The organism is Nostocoides veronense, from assembly GCF_039531185.1.
In the GTDB taxonomy this organism is placed as follows: domain Bacteria; phylum Actinomycetota; class Actinomycetes; order Actinomycetales; family Dermatophilaceae; genus Nostocoides_A; species Nostocoides_A veronense.
Genome location: NZ_BAAAPO010000068.1, coordinates 354 through 22,952, shown reverse-complemented (window position 1 = coordinate 22,952; position 22,599 = coordinate 354). Strand labels below are relative to the sequence as shown.

Here is a 22,599-nt window from a genome sequence, read left to right as displayed (position 1 = left end):
GACGGCGCAGCCCGCGTCGCGAACAGCCACTAAAGGCAAGGAGTGCAGGGATGAACGAACCGAGGTTGACGATCAGCGGCAATGTCGTCTTCGACGCCGAGGAGCGGGTGGCGGCCTCCGGGCAGCCGTTCGCGGTCTTCCGGATCGCGAACAACATCTCGCGTCGCCGAGATGACGGCCGGTATGAGGATGTGCGGACGGAGTTCTATCGAGTCACCGCCTTTGGGAACCTGGCCGTCAACGCGATCGCGTCGGTCAAGAAGGGTCAGCGCGTGCTCGTGCACGGCAAGGTGCGGGCCACGACCTACACCCGAGGTGACGGGTCCGAGGGCGCCAACATCGAGATCACCGCGAGCATGATCGGCCACGACCTGACCTTCGGGTATGTCGACTACCACAAGGGCCGCGCGAACCGCGAGGATCCGAAGGACCCTCAGAACGACCCGATCGTGCGGTCAGTGCGCGAGTCGGAGGACTCCCGGACCGACCCCGAGACGTGGGGGCGCTCGGGCGGGCAGTCGTGGTCGCCGGGCAGCGAGAGCCACTCCTGGAATCCGGACTATGACGCAGTCGGTGAGGCCGAGCCACCCCGGTTGTCCGTGGTGGAGGACGACTTCGATCCGGAGGCCGAGGTCGACTTCATCGAGGAGCCCGAGCCGGCCGACGCGCTCGTATGACGCGCTGCTGACCGGTTGCTGCGGGGGCTCGGCGCGCCATTTCGCCGGCCCTCGTGGCGGCCTGTCAGCAGGCTCAGCGGCGGCCGGAGGCGGCGGCGAGCTGAGTTCGTGTCACCTTGTGGCGAGCGAGCACGGCCGCGATCGGCTCGACGATGACCCGGTCGGCGACCTCGCCAATGGCAGCGTCCAGACGTTTGCCTGTTCTCGCGGCTCGACGGCGGGCGCCGATGCCGGCGAACCAACGCGACAGCAGGGCAAGCAGCCAGCCGAGCAGGAGGCCGCCCACCAGCAGCACAAGCGGGAGGCCGAACGGCCCGACATGCCACATCGGCAAGTCGATGAGGTCTTGGGCGCCGAAGAAAACTTCGACGATCGTCCAAGCCAGGCCCACGAGGGTCGTCAGCGCGAGCAGGATCTGCACGACCCCGAGCAGCGTCCACCACACTGGTCGCCGGCTGCGCAGCGGCGTCGAGAGGATCGCTTGGTCGAGTTCGTCCGCGAGTCTGTCAGTGCTGGGGGCCGCAGCGGCGTGGATGGCGTCCGCCCACCGGTGGGGCAGACCCGCAGCGACGCTATCGGCTAACCGCCGCGACGCGAGGTCGACCGCCGCGCGGGCGGCGGGGTTGGCGACCGGAATCGAGGAGCGCCCGAGCGAGCGGCGGGCCTGCGGATCAGAAAGGGCTTCGCGCTCCTTGGGGTCGAGACGCAGGCGACCCAGTGGATCGGGCCGGAATCGTCGCACCCACCGGGTGAAGGGCCAACCGGTGGCGGCAATGGCGTCGCGCTGGTAGTCGCGGCGGACGGCGTCGAGGACGGTCGGGATCCCGGCAGCCTTGCTCAGGGCGGCCACGAGCCCGGCGTGGTGCTCCCGGGTGGGGTCGGCTTCCGATGCCCCCACTCCGGTCTGGAGGCTCTGCGCCGCCGCGCGGACATCGGCATCCAGGCGGGTTCGCGCGGCGCGCGCGCCGTCGACCGCCTTGGCCAATTCGTCGCGCAAGGATTGAACGCCGCTTCCGGTGGTCGCCGAGGTGGCAATGACTTTGCCCTGCGGTAGGCCGTCGCGGCGCAACAGTCGCTCCAGGTCGGCGACACATTCCTTGAGCGCGCTGGGAGTGAGCCGGTCGGCCTGGTTGAGCACGACAACCGTCACGGCGTCGTAGTGCGTCATCGCGGCGACATAGTCGTCGTGAAGGCGCGCATCGGCATACTTTTGCGGGTCCGTCACCCACACGAATACATCCGCCAACTGCAGAATGCGTTCGGCCTCAACGCGATTCGCCGTCTCGCGGGAGTCGAAGTCCGGCAGGTCGAGCAGCACGAGCCCGTCGAGCGGAGTCTCCGCGCTCCCGGCGACTTCGTGACGGGTTGGCACCTCCAACCAGTCGAGGAGTGCTCCGGCCGGCTCGTCACCCCAGATCGCGGCGGTTGGTTTCGATGTCGTCGGGCGCCGGGCGCCGATGGTGGCAACCGGCGCGCCCACCACGGCGTTGAAGAGGCTGGATTTTCCGCTCCCCGTCGCACCGGCGAAGGCCACCACCGTGTGGCTGCCGCTGCGCCCCATCCGCTCGGTCACCTTGGCGGTCACCGCGTGGGCAGCCGCCGCTGCAGTCGGGTCGAGCTCGGCGCCGCCGGCGTCGAGGGCCTTGGTCAGGGCGTCCGCGTGCTCGGTCAGGTCAGCGGCCGTGACGCCGGACCGCCCGCGACCGAGTTTCATGGCGCTCACGACGCCGCCTGCACGGCGTCGAGGGCGCGTGAGAGCCGGTCGGTTTGCTCAGTGGGGATGGTCTTGGCGCCAACCGCGTCGAGGTAGCGGTCGCGCTCCTCGCCGATCAACCTCTCGGTGTGCTCAAGCAGCGCGGAGCGCGCCTTGGCCGCCATGGTCCGCACCGCCTGGTCTCCGAAGATCGCCTCGAGAACCCGCTGGGCAAGCACCGCCGTGCCCCCAGCAATCCCCACCTCGGCCCCCATGAGCCCGCCCGTGTGGGCGAACGCGACGAGCATGAGGAAGAGGCCGATCCCGTTCACGCCATATGCCGCGACGCGCGCGTTGGTGCGCCGGTCCTGACCCTCGCTGCGCACGACATCGAGGACCTCGCCCTGCCAGGCACGGACGGCGGCATCGACCCGGGTCGAGAGATCCTTGTCGGAGGCGGCGAGCCCGGGTTGGGCCGCGATCAACTCAGAACCCGCTGGCAGGGCTCGCCAGGCCCGGGCGACCTCGGCGGCGGCGGCATCGGCATTCGCCTCGATCAATTGCGCCACGCCGACCTGGAGCGCCTCGCCCACATCGGCCGGCTGCGACGCCTTGCCGGTGAGGGCGCCGGTCAGTCGGTCCCGCAGGCGCGAGACACCGGATTCGACCTTCTTGAAGAACTCGCCGGTGCCGACGAAGTCCTGCCAACGGGCGAGCACTTCGCCCCGCAGCAGAGCGCCATCGCTCATGCCTTCCTCGATCCGGCGCAGCGCGGCGGCGTACGACCGGTCGGCGGCGTCGACAAGGTCGGCGGTCACGCGCAACTGAGCCCGGCTGGCGGAGATGAGTTCTTCGGAGCGCGTGTCCAATGACGCCAGCGCACCCGAAAGCGTCTGGCGGACAACGACTTCGCGCGCGGAGGCATCTTGTGCCAGGTCGACCAGCCAGGAGCGCAGCCGGGCAATATCTGCCTCGGGGATCAGGCCAGCGTCCGTGAGCGTCGTCTCGGGAATCGGGAAGACCGGCGCGGTCCCCAGGCCCTGGTCGCGCAACATCTCCACCAGGTGGGGTCGCACCTCGCCCATCACCTCAGGCGGCACCCGGTTCAGGACGATGGCGACCGCGGTGCCTCGATCAGAGGCCTGTCGCAGCAGATCCCAAGGGACCGCATCCGCATACCTCGCCGCGGTCGTGACGAAAAGCCACAGGTCGGACGCGGCGAGCAGCTGCCGGGACAGCCCGCGGTTCGCCGCGACAACCGAATCGATATCCGGAGCGTCGAGCAGCGCCATACCCGCCGGCAGGTCGTCGGAGGTGACCAGGCGCACCGTGCCCTCGGAGTCTGCGGCGGCAGCATCGCCGGTCACACGCGCCAACTCGGGCAGGACGCGCTGGTCAGTGAACCAGTGCGCGTCCGCGGGGTGATGGATGAGCACGGGGCTGGTGGTGGTGGGACGTATGACGCCCGCTCGCGAGACCTCGCGTTTGAGCAGCGAGTTGACCAGGGTCGATTTGCCGGCGCCGGTCGAGCCGCCGATGACCGCCAAAATGGGGGCGTCGATGGAGGACAACCGCGGGATGACGTAGTCGTCGAGTTGCCGCAGTAGGGCCGCTCGATTCTCCTTGGCCGCGGCCGTGCTCGGCAGGTCGAGCGGCAGGACACTCGCGGCGACCTGCTCACGGAACTCGCGGATCGCCGCCAGCTGGCGATCGGGTTTCCCGGGAGTCGTCGTCACAGCGGCACCCTAGTTCAGCGCCGACAGGTTCGGGCGATGAGCGGCGCTCGTGTCGCCCTGCCCTACGCTTGTCAGTCGTTGCCTCCGTAGCTCAGTGGATAGAGCAAGGGCCTTCTAATCCCGAGGTCGCAGGTTCGAATCCTGCCGGGGGCGCCAATGGGCCAGCACTCGCGACGTAGGAGCGAGGCTGGCCTTTGGTGCTCCCGGCAGAAGTAACAGGCGCCCGGAATGGAATGAGGGCGCCGACGGGGGCGCCAATGGCGCCAGCACTCGCGACGTAGGAGCGAGGCTGGCCTTGGTGCTCCCCGCAGAAGTGCCAGGCGCCCGGAATGGAATGAGGGCGCCAACGGGGGCGCCGACTTTGGGCTCTCTCAGCGGGGGTTGGCGAGGCGGCGGAGGGCGAGTTCGGCCAAGAGCTGGGCCCCGTCGGGGACGACAGAGTCGTCGAAGTGAGCGCGCGGCGAGTGGTTGTCGGCCGCCGTGAGCGGGTCGTCGGCGGCGCAGGCCGAGAGGAAGACGTATGCCGAGGGCACCTGTTCCGCGACGAAGCTGAAGTCCTCGGCGCCGGCCTCGGGGTGCGGCATATCGACATACCGATCGGCGCCGAACAGCTCCTCGGCGGTGGCCCGCAGGAAGGCGTACTCGGTGGCGTCATTGACCGTGACGGGATAGCCCATCAGCCAGGTGACCTCGGCGCTCAGCCCGTGCGCGGCGGCGATGCCCTCGGCCAGCCGCCGCACCGCATGCTGCGCCGCGAGCCGCTGCTCGGCGTCGAAGGTGCGCAAGGTCAATTCCAGCGTCGCGTCGTCCGGGATGATGTTGTCCTTGGTCCCGCCGACGATCTTGCCGACGGTCAACACCATGGGCTCCATCGCGTTGAACTGCCGCGTGATCATCAGCTGCATCGCGAGGACGATCTCGCACGCCACCGGAACCGGGTCCTTGGCCAAGTGCGGTTGCGAGCCGTGGCCGCCAGCACCGATGACCCGGATCACGGCCTCGTCGGCGGCGGCCATCAACGGCCCCGAGCGGCCATACCACGTGCCCAGCCGCTCCCCCGCGGACCCGACGTGCAGGGCGTATGCCGCAACGACCGGCACCCCGGCCACGTCCAGCAGGCCTTCCTCGAGCATGATCCGTGCCCCGCCGGGCCCTTCCTCACCCGGCTGGAACATGAAGATGACCTCGCCCGCGAGCTCGTCGCGGCGGGCCGCGAGCAGCCGCGCAGCCCCGATCAGCCCGGCCACGTGCAGGTCGTGCCCGCAGGCGTGCATCAGCCCAGGCTCGCGGGAGGCATAGTCGACGTCCAGGTCCTGGGCCACCGGCAGCGCGTCCATGTCACCACGCAGCAGCACCGCCCGTCCCGAGCCGGCTCCCCCGCGCAGCACCGCGACAACCGATGTCAGATCGCGGCCGAGCGTGATCTCCAGCCCGAGCCCGTCGAGCGCGTCGAGAATCTTCTGCTGCGTGCGCGGATTGTCCAAGCCCAGTTCAGGGTGCTGATGCAGATCACGGCGGATCGAGATGAGGTCTTCAGCGAGCCCGGCCGGCATACCGGCGCTCATCGGGCACCGACGAAATTGCGGCGGGCCAATGTCAGCTGGTCAAGCAAGGAGCGCTCGGCCTCCAAAGCGCGGGCGTCGGCGGCCTGGTGGTACATGCGCTGGCGCAGCAACCCCAGCTCGGAGGCCGCATCCTGGAAGTCGCGCATCGCGGTCAGTCCTTTCGACCCGGCATTCGTCTTGGCCCAGACCCGCGCTTCGCGGCGGTGCGACATACTCGCGAGCATCGCCACCTCGCCCGGGCTGAGCCAGCCGGCATCGGCATACGGACTGAGGTGTCGCCCGATCAGCCGGCCCTCACGGCGGCGCGCCCAGATCACCAGCGCGAGGTAGCCGAAGAAGATCGGGACGCCGACGAGGAAGTAGCCCACGAGCAGGCCGGCTCCCCCGGTGACCGCGGAGAGGTTCCAGAGACCGTGCGCGCAGATGGCGAGCAGCCAACCGAGCGCCGGAGCGACGATGCGGACCCCGAGGCTGCGGGAGGTGGCGGCGATACCGATTCCGATGCCGGTCAGGCACGTGAACATCGGGTGCGCGAAGGGGCTCATGATGCCGCGCCCGATGAAGGTCGCCGCGAGCAGCTCGCCGCCGCCGGCGGAATAGGCCTGCCCGAGGTACTGGATGTTTTCGGTGAACGCGAAACCGGCGGCGACGATCCCGGCATACACCAGGCCGTCGATCAGCCCGTCGAACTCCCGGCGACGCATCCGCCAGATGAGCAGCACAAAGAGGCCCTTGAGGGTCTCCTCGACGACCGGCGCGACAACGACCGCCGTGGTCGCCATCGCCGAGCTCGGGTCGCCCGCCGCCTCCAGAACCAGCATCGCGCCGGTATTGAAGAGCGCCGCGACCAGGGACGACACGAGGGCGCCCCACAGGAAGGCGGTCACGAGGTACTTCGTCGGCTCGGCCTCGAACCGGTCCAGCCACAGGAAGGTGGGGACCACGACGCCGAGCGGGAGCGCTGCGAGCAGCAGGGCGAGTAGGACGGTGACCACGCCGAGGGCGGCTTGGAAGTATGCCGCGAGCACCAGCCCCGCGATCGTGAAGCCCGCGATCAGCAGACCGGACATCAGCCAGCCGCGCAGGGCGCGGCGGGGGCTGCGACCGGCCGGGGCGGGGGCATAGCCGGGGTCGTATGCCGCCGGTTGGGTCAGCCCGTGCGGCACATACGACTGCTGGTCCGGTGGCGCCGGCGATGAGGACATGGCCGAAAGGCTAATGGAGGCTCTCGTAAAGTTGTCCGGATGAGTGAGCCCTCGACCAAGAGCGTGCCCGATCGCGCCACCAAGGACCGGATCGTCTGGATCGATTGCGAGATGACCGGCCTGTCGCTCCAGGACGACGCGCTGATCGAAGTCGCGGCGCTCGTCACCGACTTCGAGCTCAATGTCCTCGGCGAGGGCGTCGACCTCGTCATCAAGCCGCCGGCCGAGGCGCTGGCGCAGATGAACGACTTCGTCACGCGCATGCACACCACCTCCGGGCTGATCGACGAACTGGAGAATGGCATCAGCCTGGCCGAGGCCAATGAGCGGCTGATGGCCTATGTCCGCACCTGGGTCCCCGAGCCGCGCAAGGCGCCGCTCGGCGGGAACACGGTCGCCACGGACCGCGGCTTCCTCGCCCGCGACCTGCCGGAGCTCGACGCCTGGCTGCATTACCGGATCGTCGACGTCTCCTCGATCAAGGAGTTGTCGCGCCGGTGGTATCCGCGCGCCTACATCAACTCGCCCGAAAAGAAGGGCGGCCACCGAGCCCTCGCGGACATCCGCGAGTCGATCGCCGAACTGCGCTACTACCGCGAGGCCGTCTTCGTCCCCCAGCCCGGGCCGGACACCCCCACGGCGCGGGCGATCGCCGCACGGCATACGACCTGACGGGGCGGCATCCGCTCCAGCCCGGCAAAAGAAAACGACCTCCCGCGATGAAACGGGAGGTCGTTGTGGGGTGCCTGAGTAGCACGTTCGGCAACTCCACCCCCAAGACAAAAACCCTGGTCAACCGCCTCGACCGTGGGGTCTACGAGGTCTCTCGACGCCCCCAGGATAGCGCTCCGAAGGACGATCGTGGCCCTGTTGTAAGGACTGTCGAGACGGCTCAAACTTTTCTCACCGCCTCCGAAGTGGACGGGCTCGTCGGCGACTACCTGGCCGGGATGAGCGTCAAGGCACTCGCCGAGAGGTACGGCATCCACCGCGCGACGGTGTTCTCCCACTTGCGCCGCCGCAACGTGCCGAGCCGCCGCCCGGGCCTCGGCATTGACGAGAAGGCCGAGGCGGTGCGTCTCGCGCGAGCTGGGGTCTCGATGCGCGCGATTGGCCGCCGGATGGGCGTGGACCGCAAGGCCGTACGGGCAGCACTGGTCGAGGCTGGACTCATCGTGGATGCCACCGACGACTCGCATCTCGACTGACTCGCCGGGTCCGACCTGACAGACTAAGGGTGTTGAACCGAGTGAAGAGTGACCGCGACAGCCATCCTGTTCGTACGAACGCTGACGGATTAACGAGTGAAACTAAAGTCATGTGCTAGAGTCCTTCGTGACGACGAAGGAGGCCCCGGTGGCTCAGCAACACGACAGCGACGACTGGCGCAGCGAGTTCCAGCCAACAGAGCTTGCGGCACTCCGCGACCGAATCCCAACCGCGATCCAGCGCAGCCAGGATCGCTCGGCCCGCGCTCAGGCAGCGTATGACGATCCCGATGGAGACCAGGACGTGTATGGCGCTGGCATGGCCCGTGGTGTGCAGAAGGAGCTCCGCGCACTTCTGTCCGACCTGCCCTCCTATCGGGAGGCAAAGGTCCCGACCACCCGAAGGATGCTGACCTTCGTCGGAAACACTCTCATCTTCGCGCAAAGGGTCGGCAAGCAGATGCCGCGCAACTTCCGTCGTGTTCGACTGAGCTACTTGCCTGACTCGCGCCGTGAACTCCTCTCGAAGACGAGCAACGTCAAGTACTCGGACCCCGGCCTCTTCGACATCAGTGACGTTCTCGAAGGGGATCAACCAGCATCGCTTGAGGATGCACTAAGCCATGTCGAGCTGGCGATGCCCCGCACCACGCTCTTCGTTCCGTACTACAGCAGCACGCCTCAGGGCGTGGGAACGGTCTACTTCGCACCGGCGCGACTGAACGGCCGGTACTTGGAATTCGCAGACCCCGAGCGGCTCACCTATGAGCGCACGCCTTACTCGGTCGACGCTCCGCACACCATGCTGAAGCCTGTTGCCGGGTTCAACAGCGGCGAACGTCCGCGTACCTCGGTGAAGCTGCGCCAGAGGCGGTCCGAGCAGGAAGGTAGCTGACCCATGCCGACGGAGTATGTGGGCGACGCTGACCTTGCGGCAGTTGCCAGGATGTTTGACCCGGCGCGGCTAGCTCAAGCTCGTCGGATCAGCAAGATGTCCAAGGCTGACCTCCATCGCAAGGTTGGAGTGTCGGCCGCCGCCATCGGGCAGTACGAGCGTGGAGAGGTGCGTCCCCGCGCAGAGACGGTCGCTGCACTAGCCACGGCACTCGGTGTCCCGCCAGGCTTCTTCGCGCTCGGGCGTCCACGCGTCCAAGTGGACATCGCTGAAGCGTCATTCCGTCGACTCCGTTCAACGACCGTCACGCAACAGCAGCAAGCGACTGCGTATGTCGAACAGGTGTGGGAACTCAGCTGCTACCTCGAAGAAGGCGTGGAGTTCCCGGAGCTGGACCTTCCAGCCTGGGCACATGCTGACTCACATGACGTGCCGGATCCTGCGACCGCAGCGCGAGCCATGCGGCAACACTGGCTACTCGGGAGCGGTCCGATCGAGCACCTCGTCTATCAGCTTGAGCAGCACGGAATCCTCACGGTCTTCTTCTCCATGAAGGAAGACGCCGCTCTCGACGAAAAGAGCCGCATCGACGCCTTCTCAACTATCGCGCTGCCACGTCCCATGATCGTGCTGACGCCAGACAAGGCCAATGATGTGATGCGACACCGGTTCTCCGCCGCTCACGAACTGGGGCACATCGTGCTCCACCACGGTCGGCAGGGAACGGACAGCCAACTAGAGCGGCAGGCGGACATGTTCGCGGCGGAGTTCCTCACTCCCCGAGATGCGATCCGCGACCAGCTGCCTCGACGCATCAACTTCAACCGGTACGAGGAACTTAGCCAACTGTGGGGAGTCTCCATCAACTCGCTGATCTTCCGGTCCCGGGAGCTTGATCTCATCTCGGAATCCACGGCCCGTCGTGCGTACATCACGCTGAACGGGATTGCTCGGCGACCCATGCCTGTTCACGACTATCCCGGCGAGCGGCCCGAACTCCTGAAGTCTGCGCTTGAGCTGCTTGACCAGGCAGGTGTACCGCTGACCCAGGTCGCGGAAGACCTCCAGATGACGCCTCGTCACATACGACGGCTAGCTGACATCGACGATCCCCAGCCCAAGCTGACGCTGGTGAAAGACCATCCAGACGCCAGGAAGTAATGGGCAGTAGTCCCATCCGAGAAAGGAAAGATCGTGACAGGACCCAACAAGCGAGTAGTCCAGCGCCGAGACGACGGCGACTGGGAGGTGCGGAAGCCAGGAGCCGATCGTGCCAGCGCCGTAACCTCCACACAGGCCGAAGGCATTCAGCGCGCTCGCACCATCCTCGGCAACGACGGAGGCGGCGAGCTACAGGTCCGTTCGCTCAAGGGGACGATCCGCGCGCAAGACACGATCGCACCCGGGAACGACCCGAGGTCATCCAAGGGCTGATCGCGACGCGCTTGTTGGCAGTCGTGCTCCTTGCGTAGGCGAAGAAGAGAGAGGCTCGAGGTGGAATACCGGACCGAGGATGTCTGGGCGACGCCGCACGTGGCGGGCAAGAACGTAGTCCGTCAGTTGCTGGTTCCGGCGTATGACAATGTCGAGGCACTTGAGGCTGAGTCGGGCCTCGAACTGGTGTGCACGCCCTTCGGACAGTGGCCCGTAACTCGCGCCGCTGAACTCCCAACCGAGGGGCCGCTTGCGGCGAGGCTTCCGGTCCGCCGATCAAAGAACGCCCAGATCAAATGGGCAGGTGGTCGAGAGGCGGCGCAAGCGAGCGATGTCATCCGATCCTTCGACGGTGCCATTGGATTCACCGCTCATGATCAGCCCCACAGCCTGAGGCGCCCGCAGATCGCGGCACTTCATTCCATTGTCGGCTACCAGTCGTCCGGTCTATCTGAGCCTGGGATCGTGGTCATGCCGACCGGCACTGGGAAGACAGAGACCATGCTGGCGTGGCTGGTTGCGCAACGCCCCGAGCGCGTGCTCGTGGTAGTTCCCTCAACCGCGCTTCGAGATCAGATCGCGACCAAGTTTGAGACCCTGGGAATCCTTCAGCTCGAAGGCATTGTCGACCGCTCCGCGCTACGCCCCAGGGTGGGACGGCTAGAGGGGCGGTTCGCCGACGATGCCGACGCGAGAGCCTTTGTCGAAGCGGCAAACGTTGTGGTCGCGACCCCAAACGCGATACACGCCAACGAGCCGGAGGTGCGTGAGGTTTTCTTCCAAGGTTTCACGCACCTACTCGTTGACGAGGCGCACCACGCTCCGGCTCGAACATGGACAGAGATCATCCGGGTCTTCGCGAACCGGCCGACGCTTCTGTTTACTGCAACGCCGTTCCGTCGCGACGGATTGACGCTGCCCGGCCGGGTCATCTTCCGCTTCCCGTTACGCGAAGCCCAAAAGGAGGGTTACTTCAGCACCATCGACTTCAGTGCGGTGCTCGATCTGGACGATGACGATGAGGCATTGGCTTTGGCCGCGGTTTCGCGACTGCGAGCGGACCTGGCCGCTGGTCACGAGCACCTGCTGCTGGCACGGGTGGGGTCGAAGGCGAGGGCAGATGAAGTTCACGCGCTCTACACACGCATTGCCCCCGACTTGACGCCGAAGGTCATCTACGACTCGATGTCGGCCCGTCGTAGAGCAGAGACGCTTGAGGCGATGCGAGCCCGGACTAGCCGCGTGATCGTCTGTGTTGACATGCTTGGAGAAGGGTTCGATCTACCGACTCTGAAGGTGGGGGCATTCCACGACGCGCACAGATCGCTGAGCCCGATGGTGCAACTCATCGGCCGTCTCGCCAGAACATCATCTCCACTCCCGATTGGCAGGGCGAGCGTCTTCGTGCGCCAAGAGCCACGCCACGCACTCTCGCCGATGCGGTTCCTTCTTCGCGAGGACCCGGACTGGGACAAGGTGCTCAGCGATATCACTGAGCGCGCCACTGAGCGCGCGAACGAGGTTAGCGAGTTTGAGGCATCATTCGTCGACAATCCGCCGGATGTACCCGTCGGGCTCCTGGAACCCAAGATGAGCGCCAAGGCCTTCGCGACATCCACTACCGACTGGAACCCGCTCGCGGCACGGGACATCTACAAGGAGTCCGTGCTGGACGACCTCATCAGCCTCAACGCAGAGAACACCATTGCCTGGTTCGTTGTCGAGACCTTTTCTGACCTGCGGTGGGGAGATATCCCGTCACTTCGTGCCACTGATTACACGCTGCTCGCGATGTACCTCGATCGCGGTCAAGGCATGCTCTACGTCCACTGTTCCGACACGAAGCACAGTCTCGATGACCTCGTCGAGGCGGTGCTCGGCCACGAACCAAGACCAGTCAGCGGATACGACACCTTCAAAGTCTTCTCGAAGCTGGACAGGCTGATTCCCACCAATATCGGCCTTCTCGACGCCCGCGATCGCGACAAGCGCTTCTCAATGCACGTCGGCAGTGACGTGGAGACGGCACTTACGGAAGCTGAGCGCACGCACAAGTCCAACACGCATGTCGCAGCGAAAGCCTTCGAGGAAGGTGAGCGCGTCACCATCGCAGCGTCGCTCTCGGGGAGGTTCTGGTCCATGCGTACCGCTCCGAACCTCGCTGAGTGGCGCACCTGGTGCCGACAGCAAGGTGCGAAGCTGAGCGACGGCAGCATCGACGTTCATTCGCTCTTCCGCTCCATGATCATCCCGATCGACGTAAGAGAACGACCAGCATTCCCAATCCTCGCGATGGAGTGGCCTTGGAAGCTGTACCTGGGAAACGGCACATCATCCAGGATCAGCTACAAGGACTCAAGCGTGCTGCTGACCGATGCCGAGTTCAGGATCGACGACTATGGCACCAGCGGACCACTCTGCTTCTCGATCATGACTCCCACCTGGGAGCTCGCCTATGAGGGACATTTCGGCTCGCAGGGCCTGCACTACCGCGCGAAGGGCGACGACGCCGAAGTTGTCGGCTGGCGAGACCTGAGAACGCCTTTCTCAACCTGGCTCAACAGCGACAAGCCGACCCTCTTCCTATCGGGAGATCGTATGGTGACCGGAGACGATCGGCTTCTGGCACCACGGACGGAGTTGCCTCCCTACCCGCGCGAGCAACTCCGTGCGCTCGACTGGGCGAGCAATGGCGTTGACATCACAGTGGAGTCGCAAGGGATCGAGCGCAAGGCAAACTCTATTCAGGCGTACATGGCCCGATTCCTGTCGCAAGACCAGACCTTCGACATCCTCATCGACGACGACCGCGCTGGCGAAGCCGCCGACCTTGTAGGTATCCGCCTCGACAAGGGTGATCTTCATATCACGCTGGTGCACTGCAAGTACTCATCGAAGCCAACCGCCGGCTCACGCCTCAACGACCTGTACGAAGTATGTGGCCAGGCGATGCGTGGAGCACGATGGCGCGACAACGGGGCCCTTCCGCTGCTGGAGCACCTTGATCGCCGAGCTAAGGCGTACACGAGGAGAACCGGTCTGAGTCCCTTCGAGATCGGCGACCGGGAAGCTCTGTTCGGAATCCGGCAGCAAGCTCCCCAACTGTTCCCTCGTATCTCGACTGTCATCGCGCAACCAGGCCTCAGTATCAAGGCATCCTCGGACGGACAACTCAGGCTGATTGCTGGTGCTGCGTCGTATGTGCAGAGCGTGACCAAGGGCAGCTTCGATGTTCTCGCATCCGAATAGAGCGCGCCTACCGGACCCGCCGTGCCCGTACGCGCCGCTACACGCCCTTCCCGCAATCAAAGGAATCTAGGAATCGGAGTGACAGGCCACCGTCCATCTATCGCACGTCAGCTGACGCTTCGTATGAGTTCTGGCTGAGGGTTTCGGTCGTCAGCACCGCTTTCGGCCTGATTCCTGGTCCGGCGCTCCCGTGCGCGAGCCTTCACGACGAGGACGACGCTCACAGGGCCGATGGCCAGCATCTTGAGAGTGTTCCAGATGCAGAGCAGGACTACGAGGTGGAGCCACCCTGGGCCGCCACTCTCGATGAGCGTGGTGCACCAGAAGGCGACGGCCAGGTAGGGGCCGGCAAGAAGCATGGCTGGCACGCCCCACTTCAGTCCCTTCCGGGTGCGGATCAGGTCGAGCAGGACGTTGCTCGGCATGTAGCGGCGCAGGAAGCAGCGAACCTCGGCGCTGGCTGTCCACAGTAGGCGGATCATGATGGGCTCCTCTCAACACGCGAGTTGTCGGCGAGACGGTGCGTGGAGAGTGACCCGAAGGTCTGCCGCGAGCGGCCCAAAGGTAAGGAGAAATCCGCCTCACCTTCAAGGCTACGCCGCGGGTCGGACATTGGGAAGGGTCAGATGCTGCGCCCAGGCGCGGACTGGTCGCGCCTGACCGCCTGGAGACCGGCCTCTGCCTGACGGCGCTCATCGGCGACCACCTGACGTACCTGCGCGAGCGCGGAGCGCGCTCGCGCGGCGTCGATCTTCTGTGCGGCCGTCTCGGGTGGCGCGCCGAGTGGTGTGTCGTCCGTGATGCGGTAGCGGTCTCGGTAGGCGGCGACCACTCGTGCGGACTTGCGCCAGGCGGCGGCTCGTCGTCGGTCGGTAGGCTGCGTTGCGAGTGCCGTCGTCCACGGTGCGCTCTCGGTCAGCGCGACTTCGAGTATGGCGTCGGCGCGGCGCTCGATCAGTGCTTCTCGGTCGTCGAGAGCCGCTCGCATCTCGGCGTCGATGACTCCGTGCGCTTGCGGGACGAGGCCGGCGATGAGTCGTGCTGGCTTGCGGGTCCTGCCCGACCCTGCGGGTCGCGCCGTCGCGCGCTCGGCTCGGTAGTGGAGGACGGCGGCGATGTCGTCGGCATCGTCGAAGCCGCGTGCTGCGACGATGCGTGGCAGCAGCGCATCGACATCGTGATGGTTCGCCTCAGCCCGGCGAAGCTCAGCCGCGAGCGGGCCGAACGCTTCGGACTCGATGGCGTTCTCGGCCTGTTCGCCGGTGAGTCCGGAGCCGCGGATGAGGGTAGCCCAGCGGTCGTGTTGGGCTGCTGCGGCGATCGTCTCGTACTCGGCGGCGAGCTGGGCGATCGAGCCCCACTGCTCCTCCTCGGCGACGATGGTCTCGTGCGCCGAGAGCTCGGCACCGCTGTGCTGCAGAACGCCGTAGAGCACGCTTCGCGCGGTGGCATGCGGGGCGTCACCAGGGTGCGGCTGCGCGTGGTCGTCGGCGCGGTCGAGAGTCACATAAGCGTGGTTCGCGTGCCGCCCTCGGGTCATCGCGACGTAGAAGGTCTCCCTCGTCGAGGTCGGTTCGACCAATACGTGCGCGGTGTCGGTCGTGAGGCCTTGCGCGCGGTAGGCGGTGACCGCGTAGCCGAGATCGACATGCCCGGCCACGTACGAGGCCGGGAGGACGGTAGTGCCGCCGAACCTGCGCCCACGCCTGCGGGCCATGATGGTTCCGTCCTCCTGGACCGTGGTTCTGGTTCCGTAGTCGCGCGCGATGGTGATGGTCCCGTCGTCGCCGACGGCGGTGACGGTCCAGATGTCGCCGTTGCGCACCCAGTCCCGCCCGGCCAGCGTGCGGAGGTTCCGGTTGTTCTGTCGCGTGATGATGGTGTCGCCGACGCCTGCGGCGGTGCCGTCGCGTAGCTCGACTTCACGGTCGGGGTTCAGCGTCTTGTTGAGGATCAGGTCTGCTCGGGCGCGACGGTTCAGCGTGGTCACGTCTTCGTGGGTTTCGGCGATCAGCACGGAGATCAAGCCGGCGTCGCGGTCGGCGCGCCAGGCGTTGTAGGCGGCATCGGTCATGGCCTCGGCGTCGCCGTCGGTGATGCGCTCGTGGGCGAGGTAACTGTCCATAGCCGCCGTGCGCCCGTGACGCAGTTCGAGCGAGGCGGTCTTCTCCCAGGCGTGGGTGAAGCGGTGAACATCGACCAGTTCGGGGGTGTCGGCCCGGTCTCTGGCGATCATCGCGAACGCACCGCCCGCATCCACGGATTGCAGTTGGGCGTAGTCGCCGACCAGCAGCACCTTCGCGCGCGCGTCCTGGGCGAGGTGGGTGATGCGATCCAGTGACAGGGTGCCGGCCAGGGAGGCTTCGTCGATGATGACGAGCTGTCCCGCCTCGAAGGTGGTGCTGTGGATGAGGTGGTTCTGCCACCACTTCGCGGTGTTCTCGGTCTCGATTCCGAGATCGTCGGCGAGGACTTGGGCGGCGACCGCTGACGGCGCGAGCCCGATGACGGAGCCGGGGCCGTGCTCGTGTTCCCATGCGCGGCGGAGCGAGTTCATGGCTGTTGTCTTGCCTGCCCCGGCAGGGCCGACGAGTACGTCGAGAATCCGTCCTGACACCGCGATGCGGGTCAAGGCGTCGGCTTGGTCGTCGCCGAGCATCCGGCCATCTGCGTCGGGGCTGCGCGTGATCTTCTCAACGGTTGCCAGCGGCACCGTCGGCCCGCCGAGGTTGGTGGCTCGTTCGAGGAGTCTGTCCTCGGCCGCGAGCTGGGCCTCGGAGGTGAACACCGTCGAGCTCTTCGGTCGGAACACCGAGCTACCGTCGGGGCGGCGGAACACAACCGGGGACGCGGCGAGTTCGGGCGGCGTCAGCCGAAGGGAGACAAGTTCGGCGGCGTCGGCGACCATCGCGACGATGGCTTCCCGGTCCTGCATGGTGGCGAACCGCCAGCCCATCGTCTGCCGGGATGCCTCGGCCATGAGATTCCATCGCCGCCAGGTCGAGCGCTTCTCACCGACCACCTCGACGACCGAGCGCCCGAGCTCGCCGATCACGTCGAGTGGCACGTCGTCGGCGCGTAGCAGGAGCGGCTTGTCGTTGTCGGTGACCTCTCGTGCCCACGTCGTAGCGTCCCGTCCGAGGGTCTTCGTTGCGCGGGTCCGCCACTCGTTGGTGAGGTCCGCCAGGGATCGGACCTGCTTCTCTGGGCGGGTCGCGAGCGTGGCTTGGGCTCGGAGCCTCATGGTGGCTGCTGGTGTAGGGCGTCGTCCGTGGGCTGCGACGTACTCTGCGATGAGGCGGTCGGTCTCGGCGTCGATGTGACGGGCGCGGGTTGAGAACTCGGCTATCAGTTCCTCGGGCACTCCCGTGATCGCCCATGCCGGGTTGTGGTCGCGGCCCATCTCTCGGGCCTCCCATGAGACGCCGAAGGTGCGCGTCAGGTGGTCGGCGAACACGGCTTCGTGTAGTTCGGAGAGCGCGACGACGGCAGCGTGCATCGGTCTGCCGTCGAGCGAACGCCACTTGCCGTCGAGGACGGTCTTGGCCTTATTGCTGATGACCACGTGCGTGTGGAGGTGAGGGTCGCCGGCGCGGGAGTCGAAGTGATCGAACGCGGTCGCGATCAGCCCGGTGACATCGACCTGCGCAACCGCGCCGTCCCCGGCGGTTGCGCCCGTGCGAGTCGCTGCAACCTCCCGCTCCATGAACGCAACTACCTCCGCAACCGCCCGATGGTGCGCCTCCCCGATGAGTGCTTGGACCCCGGCGTCGGCGACTGCCCACAACACTGACGCGGACTTCGGGATCGAGAAGGTGAAGTCGAAGCCCGCCACCGCACGCCGTGTGCTCCGGGCAGCCTCCTCGGCAACGATCTGCGCGACAGCCTCACCCTTGGCGCCGGGGGTCAGCGTTGGTTCGAGGTCGGCGATCCGCGCCTCGATCCGATCTTCCTGGCTCTTGTAGCTCGGAAGCGCTCGACCGAGCGGCTCGTCGGTGATCGGATCATGGCCCCTCCCCATCAGGAGCTGGAGTTGGTGTTCCGATACTCGGTCGCCCACCTGAATCTCGCCCTTGCCCAGGGCTGCTATGCCCGCACCGAGCCAGCGGCCGGGCGGGGTGCCCTCCTCCATGTAGTAGCGAGTGAGCGGCGTCGAAAGCCGCCTGTTGCCGTCGGCGGCCGCGATCGTCTTGAGCAGGTACTTGTAGCCGTCACCCGCCGACATCACGCGCATCGAAACCGTCATGGTCACCTCCGCTCCTGCGTGGCAGGTGAGCACCCGCACCCTGCGGCAATGCCCGCTCGACCTCGATCTGCAAGAGGCGTGTGACCTCGGATGGCGGTCGGAGCGAAGGCCGGAGTTGGGGTGCGTCAGGCGGTGTCGTTCGGGTGTCTCGGTGAGCAGCGGTCATGTGGCCGGGTCGTGCACCTGACAGGTGACCAGCTCGGCATCAGTTCTCGACGAGGCACGGATGCCGGGGACGACCGTCACCGGAGCGGACTTCATGCACGACCTCGACGCCAGCGGCGACTCAGAACTCAGGATCGGATCGCTGTTCAGCGGCTACGGCGGCCTCGACCTCGCCGTCGAGCACGTCTTCAACGCCCAGACCGTGTGGTTCTCCGAAATCAATGAGCCCGTCGCTCGCGTCTTCTCTAGCCACTGGCCCGAGGTGCCGAACCTCGGGGACATCACGACCATCGACTGGAGCCAGGTCGAGCCCGTGGACATCCTCATCGGCGGATTCCCCTGCCAAGACGTGTCTACCGTCGGCAAGCGCGCCGGCCTCGCGCCCGGCACACGCTCGGGCCTATGGGCGCACATGGCCGCCGCCATCGACGCACTACAGCCCGAATGGGTCGTCATCGAGAACGTCCGCGGGCTGCTGTCCTCACCCGCGACGCGGCCACCTGCAGAAGGAGACGACCATGACCGACGCAACCCCGGCGATGCAACCCCCGACGGCGCAACCCTTCGCGGCCTGGAATCCGACCCGTGGCATCTGGGAGACGACGCAGCTCGACCTCTACGGGCTCTCGGCGCCGTTCTCGGCGATCTGGCCGACCTGCGGCTGGATGCACGATGGATCGGCCTACCGGCTTCGCTTGTCGGCGCTCCTCACCAACGCTTCCGCGTCTTCGCCCTCGCCCGGCGCACTGTTCCGCACCCCGCTGGCGACGGACTCCTCACGCGGCGGGGAAACCCTCGACCAAGTGCGAGCGAGACGAGGGACGATCGCGCTGTCGCACCAGATCATCGACTTCGCGCTCCACGGGCCAGCTGGCTCACCGAGCAGGAGGGCCGAATCGGAGACCCTGTGGTCCCTGATCGACGGACTGTTCAGCGCTGGGGACGCTACGCCGACGCCATCACCCGTTGGGAACACATCATCGGACGACCAGCGCCGACACCAGCCCTCCTGAACGACGCCGACGGCCCTCGCCCAGCACCGGCATTCGTGGAATGGCTCATGGGCTTACCGACTGGATGGGTGACCGACAGCGACGAGCTGACGCAGAACCAGCAGATCACTGCACTCGGCAACGGCGTGCAACCGTTGCAGGCGGCTCTTGCTCTCTCCGCATTGCTCGACTGACCGAACTGGGCTTACACGTCGAGCGGGAGACTGTCCACGTCGTGTTCCGACGTGCCCGACAGCTGACCACAGAAGCGCTTCGCTCGGGTGATGGCCACGTAGATGATGCAGTGCTCTTCTTCGAGCGCGCGCAGCCCCGAAGCGAGCGCTGCGAGTTGGGCGCGGGACAGCACAACTCCGACGCGTTCCCACTCCCGTCCCTTGGCTTGGAAGACCGTGAGTCCCGGAATGACCGCCTCCTCCTTGAGCCTCGCCGCCAACCGGGAGAGTTGCAGGCGAACGATGGCTTCGTTCTCATCGGACAGTCGGCTTGGCTTACGGACTCCCAGGCTCTTGACTGCCTCGCGCAGGCCTTCAAGGACTTCAGCCTCATCCTTGCCAGCAAGCAACCTCTCGACCAGCGGCGCGAATACCTCATCCTGCTTCGCCTGGAAGTGCTCACGATCAAGCCCGAGCTTCGTGATCGCTCCTTCACGGCCGTACGACGCCGTGCCGAGCCGGGCACGCGTGACAACGTCGAGGAGGAGGTTCATGGCCGCATCCGTTGCGTTGTTCACCGTTCGGAAGGCAAGCGGAAGAACGTTGTCGCCGACGGACCACAGTTGGGTCCAGTTCCGGGCGAGTGCGACGTCAACGTCGCTGCTGGCTGTGCGCGGCAGTGCTGCGCCAGAGCCGGCGCGTAAGCTCCTCGCCAGTAGGGGCATCTGCTCGCCGAGGAACCTGAATGACTCCGGTTGTTCGTACGCAACGAACTGATCGGACGTGCCGTCCAGCAGTCTTTCCACAACTTCCGGTTTCGCGCCTCGCCACTTGTAGAGCGCTTGCCAGGGGTCGCCAATGAGAGTGACCGACAGCCCAGCCTCGGCAGCCAAGTAGGCAACGTAGAGGTCGAGGTCGTCTGCGTCGTACACCTCGTCGATGATCGCCGCGCGATAGTTCGCGGATAGCCAGCCGGCCGCTACTTGCTGTAGTTCGTCGACCTGCATGGCCGCACGGAGAATCGAGCGAACGTCCTCGTGGCTGACAGAGCCGGCGTCGAGAACCGCTCGATGGTCAGCGACGCTTCCGATCCCGGCCTCCGGCTTCGTTACCTTGCGGCTCTTCGAGACAACAGAGCGGGCGTTGCTGAGACCCGCGAACCGCACGTAGCTTCCGACCTGGAGGAAGCGGAAGCCCTTGACACCGCGGTAGTCGTCACGGACGTCGAGGGTTGTGGCGCCGTTCGGCCACGTGACCTTGCCCTCGTTGAGGAGATGAGTGAGGAGTTCGACATGGAGGTGATCGAAGGTGACGACGCGATGCGCTGGCCGGATACAGTTCGCGCCCCAGCGGACTTCAATACGGCGGCGCAGCTCGGCCGCCGCAGCCCTATTGAAGGTCAGGCCGAGCACACCGCGAAGGTCTCCCGCTTGGTATCGCTGGTAGCCGTATCGCTCCGCCGCGATCGTCGTCTTACCGCTGCCGGGTGCCGAGATGACGTTGACGAGTCGGTCAGGAGCGGCCGCAGCAAGTACCTGGGCATTGGTTAGCTTGACCATCGATGGGCTCAGATGAGGTCGTCCACGGAAGTCGAGTTCGGCTCCGTGCCGTCGTAGAGCCAGGCGAACATCTCACTGATGTGACTCGGCACCACGACGGAGTTCAGGTTCTTGTCGATCAGCAGCGCCAACGCGAGGGCGAACTTGCCCTTGTGCTTCGGGTGCTTCACAAAGAACTGGTCGACGGTCTCGGCCGTAACCGAGTCCGCCTCATCGAGCTTGCATGCCTTGAACGCGCGCTTGATGAGGTTCTCATTCCCATCAACGAGTGAGGGCTCCAGCGTCGGTCGAGACCAATAGAAGCGTGCCGACTCGTGGTCGAGTTCGGAGTGCCAAGCAGGCGGCTGCGCCTCGGGCAGCGGCGTGCCGCGCCGGTCCGTGTCGGCTACGGCGGCGACGCGGGTGACGAGTTCGTGGCCAGGTGTCGCGAGCAGACGGATCGGCCACTGCCCAACTTTGTGGCCGACTGGAAGGATCGCGAGGGAGTCGACGAAGCCGATTCGTCGAGCGTCGCTCCCTGCCCACGCCCGCCCGAGCAGTCTGAGGATGCTGGCCTCTGTAACGCCCTCGACGATGAGAACCCGGTCGGAAAACAATGCGGCTGACCGCGTTGCGTCGAGGTGAAGTCGAGTCTGCTGGAACAGTTGCGTCTTCTTACTCTCGCTCACCGGGAGGTCCGCGAGTCGACGTGAGAGCGTGCGGTTCTCGGCGTCCTTTCGCACGACGACAAGCTCCTCGGGGTCGCAGGCTGCGGCGAGGTCCGCCGAGTGCGTCGTCACTATGACCTGGATGTCTGGGCGATCTTCGACCAGGGTGCGCAGATAGCGGACGAGGCCGTACTGGAGCTGTGGGTGGAGGTGCGCTTCTGGCTCCTCGATCAACACCGTTGCGTGGAAGAGCTCTGGGTAGAACGAGTCTGCATCGGCATCCGCAGCCTCTGCTGCCTGGGCGAGAGTTGAGTCCATAGCCTTGGTGTACGACGATCCCGGTGAGCGTGTCCTGCTGACGTAGGTGCGGTCACCGCGTGATCCTTCGAGTGATCTCTGACAACCGACTCGAAGAAGGACACTGCGATGACCGCGACCCTCAGTATCGACCCTGACGTCTTTTTGCACGAGCAGCTGGCTCAGGCCAGCCCGGACCTGATGCGGGAGCTGTTGACGACGTTCATCAACGCCTTGTTGTCGGCGCAGGCCGACAGCGTGTGCGGCGCCGAGTACGGCGCCCGGGGCCCTGAGCGGACCAACCGCCGCAACGGGTACCGGCATCGGGACCTGGACACTCGCGCCGGCACCATTGATGTGGCGATTCCCAAGCTCCGCGAGGGCAGCTTCTTCCCGGACTGGCTGCTGGAGCGGCATCGCCGGGCCGAGGCCGCGTTGACCACGGTGGTCGCGACCTGCTACCTGCTCGGGGTCTCCACCCGCCGGATGGACCGGTTGGTGCGTTCCCTGGGGATTACCGGCCTGTCCAAGTCGCAGGTTTCGGTGATGGCCGCCGACCTCGACGAGCAGGTCGCCGCGTTCCGGAGCCGCCCGCTCCACGAGGGCCCGTACACGTTCGTCGCCGCCGACGCGTTGACGATGAAGGTCCGCGAGAATGGGCGGGTCGTCAAGGTTGCGGTCATGGTCGCGACCGGCGTCAACGCCGACGGCTATCGAGAGGTTCTCGGAATCCAGTGCGCCACAACAGAATCCGGTGCCGGCTGGCTGGCGTTCTTCCGGGACCTGGTCGCCCGCGGACTGTCCGGGGTCGCGCTGGTCACCTCCGACGCGCACACCGGCCTGGTCGAGGCCATCGGG

Annotated in this window: 17 protein-coding genes and 1 tRNA gene; 10 read left to right on the top strand and 8 right to left on the bottom strand. The window is 66.3% G+C overall.

Annotation, left to right across the window (positions count from 1 at the left end; genetic code table 11):
• The first annotated feature begins 50 nt into the window (after positions 1 to 50).
• A complete protein-coding gene (locus ABD225_RS18345; RefSeq protein ID WP_344089069.1) occupies positions 51 to 677 on the top strand; it encodes a single-stranded DNA-binding protein in 627 nt (208 codons plus the stop codon).
• Positions 678 to 750: 73 nt separating this feature from the next.
• On the opposite strand, the gene ABD225_RS18340 is transcribed toward ABD225_RS18345, so the two are convergent.
• Together ABD225_RS18340 and ABD225_RS18335 are read right to left on the bottom strand one after the other, a co-directional pair.
• Entirely contained in the window at positions 751 to 2,391 is a 1,641-nt protein-coding gene (locus ABD225_RS18340; protein ID WP_344089153.1) for a GTPase, read from the bottom strand.
• Positions 2,392 to 2,396: 5 nt separating this feature from the next.
• Positions 2,397 to 4,106 carry a dynamin family protein gene (locus ABD225_RS18335; protein ID WP_344089066.1) on the bottom strand — a complete coding sequence of 570 codons (1,710 nt, stop codon included), beginning with the start codon at positions 4,104 to 4,106 and terminating at the stop codon, positions 2,397 to 2,399.
• An 80-nt stretch (positions 4,107 to 4,186) separates the two neighbouring features.
• Between ABD225_RS18335 and ABD225_RS18330 the strand changes: the two genes are divergently transcribed.
• A tRNA-Arg gene (locus tag ABD225_RS18330) sits at positions 4,187 to 4,262 on the top strand.
• A gap of 215 nt (positions 4,263 to 4,477) precedes the next feature.
• Here ABD225_RS18330 and ABD225_RS18325 read toward each other — a convergent pair.
• Together ABD225_RS18325 and ABD225_RS18320 are read right to left on the bottom strand one after the other, a co-directional pair.
• Complete coding sequence (locus tag ABD225_RS18325; protein ID WP_344089063.1) at positions 4,478 to 5,659, bottom strand: M20 metallopeptidase family protein; 1,182 nt, start codon at positions 5,657 to 5,659, stop codon at positions 4,478 to 4,480.
• Positions 5,660 to 5,667: 8 nt separating this feature from the next.
• Positions 5,668 to 6,876, bottom strand: a complete 1,209-nt coding sequence (locus tag ABD225_RS18320) for a PrsW family intramembrane metalloprotease (protein WP_344089061.1) — start codon at positions 6,874 to 6,876, stop codon at positions 5,668 to 5,670.
• Between the two features lie 39 nt (positions 6,877 to 6,915).
• On the opposite strand from ABD225_RS18320, the gene orn reads away from it, so the two are divergent.
• The 6 genes from orn (at position 6,916) to ABD225_RS18295 (ending at position 13,662) form a co-directional block, all read left to right on the top strand.
• Positions 6,916 to 7,548: an oligoribonuclease gene (gene orn, locus ABD225_RS18315; protein WP_344089059.1), complete on the top strand. Its 633-nt coding sequence runs from the start codon at positions 6,916 to 6,918 to the stop codon at positions 7,546 to 7,548.
• Positions 7,549 to 7,793: 245 nt separating this feature from the next.
• Positions 7,794 to 8,084: a hypothetical protein gene (locus ABD225_RS18310; protein WP_344089056.1), complete on the top strand. Its 291-nt coding sequence runs from the start codon at positions 7,794 to 7,796 to the stop codon at positions 8,082 to 8,084.
• Positions 8,085 to 8,211: 127 nt separating this feature from the next.
• Positions 8,212 to 8,979 (top strand): hypothetical protein, encoded by a 768-nt coding sequence (locus tag ABD225_RS18305; RefSeq protein ID WP_344089054.1) that lies wholly within the window; start codon positions 8,212 to 8,214, stop codon positions 8,977 to 8,979.
• Positions 8,980 to 8,982: 3 nt separating this feature from the next.
• Positions 8,983 to 10,140, top strand: a complete 1,158-nt coding sequence (locus ABD225_RS18300; RefSeq protein ID WP_344089051.1) for a helix-turn-helix domain-containing protein — start codon at positions 8,983 to 8,985, stop codon at positions 10,138 to 10,140.
• A 33-nt stretch (positions 10,141 to 10,173) separates the two neighbouring features.
• Positions 10,174 to 10,413 carry a DUF2188 domain-containing protein gene (locus tag ABD225_RS18815; protein WP_425564503.1) on the top strand — a complete coding sequence of 80 codons (240 nt, stop codon included), beginning with the start codon at positions 10,174 to 10,176 and terminating at the stop codon, positions 10,411 to 10,413.
• Between the two features lie 60 nt (positions 10,414 to 10,473).
• Positions 10,474 to 13,662 carry a DEAD/DEAH box helicase gene (locus ABD225_RS18295; protein ID WP_344089048.1) on the top strand — a complete coding sequence of 1,063 codons (3,189 nt, stop codon included), beginning with the start codon at positions 10,474 to 10,476 and terminating at the stop codon, positions 13,660 to 13,662.
• A 107-nt stretch (positions 13,663 to 13,769) separates the two neighbouring features.
• Here the strand turns inward: ABD225_RS18295 and ABD225_RS18290 are convergent, their stop codons facing one another.
• Both ABD225_RS18290 and mobF read right to left on the bottom strand, forming a co-directional pair.
• A complete protein-coding gene (locus tag ABD225_RS18290; protein WP_344089045.1) occupies positions 13,770 to 14,144 on the bottom strand; it encodes a hypothetical protein in 375 nt (124 codons plus the stop codon).
• A 140-nt stretch (positions 14,145 to 14,284) separates the two neighbouring features.
• On the bottom strand, positions 14,285 to 17,908 hold the full coding sequence (mobF, locus tag ABD225_RS18285) for a MobF family relaxase (RefSeq protein WP_344089151.1): 3,624 nt from the start codon (positions 17,906 to 17,908) through the stop codon (positions 14,285 to 14,287).
• 226 nt (positions 17,909 to 18,134) lie between these two features.
• Here mobF and ABD225_RS18280 point away from each other — a divergent pair, with 226 nt between their 5' ends.
• The gene (locus tag ABD225_RS18280; RefSeq protein WP_344089042.1) at positions 18,135 to 19,259 is read left to right on the top strand and encodes a DNA cytosine methyltransferase; all 1,125 of its coding nucleotides are present in this window, start codon (positions 18,135 to 18,137) and stop codon (positions 19,257 to 19,259) included.
• Positions 19,260 to 19,270: 11 nt separating this feature from the next.
• Here ABD225_RS18280 and ABD225_RS18275 read toward each other — a convergent pair whose 3' ends face one another.
• Both ABD225_RS18275 and ABD225_RS18270 read right to left on the bottom strand, forming a co-directional pair.
• Complete coding sequence (locus ABD225_RS18275) at positions 19,271 to 20,797, bottom strand: UvrD-helicase domain-containing protein (protein ID WP_344089039.1); 1,527 nt, start codon at positions 20,795 to 20,797, stop codon at positions 19,271 to 19,273.
• Between the two features lie 8 nt (positions 20,798 to 20,805).
• Positions 20,806 to 21,762, bottom strand: coding sequence for an ATP-dependent nuclease (locus ABD225_RS18270; protein ID WP_344089036.1), 957 nt, complete (start codon positions 21,760 to 21,762; stop codon positions 20,806 to 20,808).
• 108 nt (positions 21,763 to 21,870) lie between these two features.
• Here ABD225_RS18270 and ABD225_RS18265 point away from each other — a divergent pair.
• Positions 21,871 to 22,599 (top strand): IS256 family transposase (locus tag ABD225_RS18265; protein ID WP_425564502.1); only part of this gene is annotated, 729 nt, incomplete at its 3' end.

Excerpts from the sequence above, each read along its gene's own strand:
- ABD225_RS18290 (WP_344089045.1), bottom strand. The coding sequence starts at position 14,144 with ATGATCCGCCTACTGTGGACAGCCAGCGCCGAGGTTCGCTGCTTCCTG.
- ABD225_RS18300 (WP_344089051.1), top strand. The coding sequence starts at position 8,983 with ATGCCGACGGAGTATGTGGGCGACGCTGACCTTGCGGCAGTTGCCAGG.
- orn (WP_344089059.1), top strand. The coding sequence starts at position 6,916 with ATGAGTGAGCCCTCGACCAAGAGCGTGCCCGATCGCGCCACCAAGGAC.
- ABD225_RS18270 (WP_344089036.1), bottom strand. The coding sequence starts at position 21,762 with ATGGACTCAACTCTCGCCCAGGCAGCAGAGGCTGCGGATGCCGATGCA.
- ABD225_RS18340 (WP_344089153.1), bottom strand. The coding sequence starts at position 2,391 with ATGAAACTCGGTCGCGGGCGGTCCGGCGTCACGGCCGCTGACCTGACC.
- ABD225_RS18275 (WP_344089039.1), bottom strand. The coding sequence starts at position 20,797 with ATGGTCAAGCTAACCAATGCCCAGGTACTTGCTGCGGCCGCTCCTGAC.
- ABD225_RS18280 (WP_344089042.1), top strand. The coding sequence starts at position 18,135 with ATGCCGGGGACGACCGTCACCGGAGCGGACTTCATGCACGACCTCGAC.
- ABD225_RS18320 (WP_344089061.1), bottom strand. The coding sequence starts at position 6,876 with ATGTCCTCATCGCCGGCGCCACCGGACCAGCAGTCGTATGTGCCGCAC.
- ABD225_RS18325 (WP_344089063.1), bottom strand. The coding sequence starts at position 5,659 with ATGCCGGCCGGGCTCGCTGAAGACCTCATCTCGATCCGCCGTGATCTG.
- ABD225_RS18345 (WP_344089069.1), top strand. The coding sequence starts at position 51 with ATGAACGAACCGAGGTTGACGATCAGCGGCAATGTCGTCTTCGACGCC.
- mobF (WP_344089151.1), bottom strand. The coding sequence starts at position 17,908 with ATGACGGTTTCGATGCGCGTGATGTCGGCGGGTGACGGCTACAAGTAC.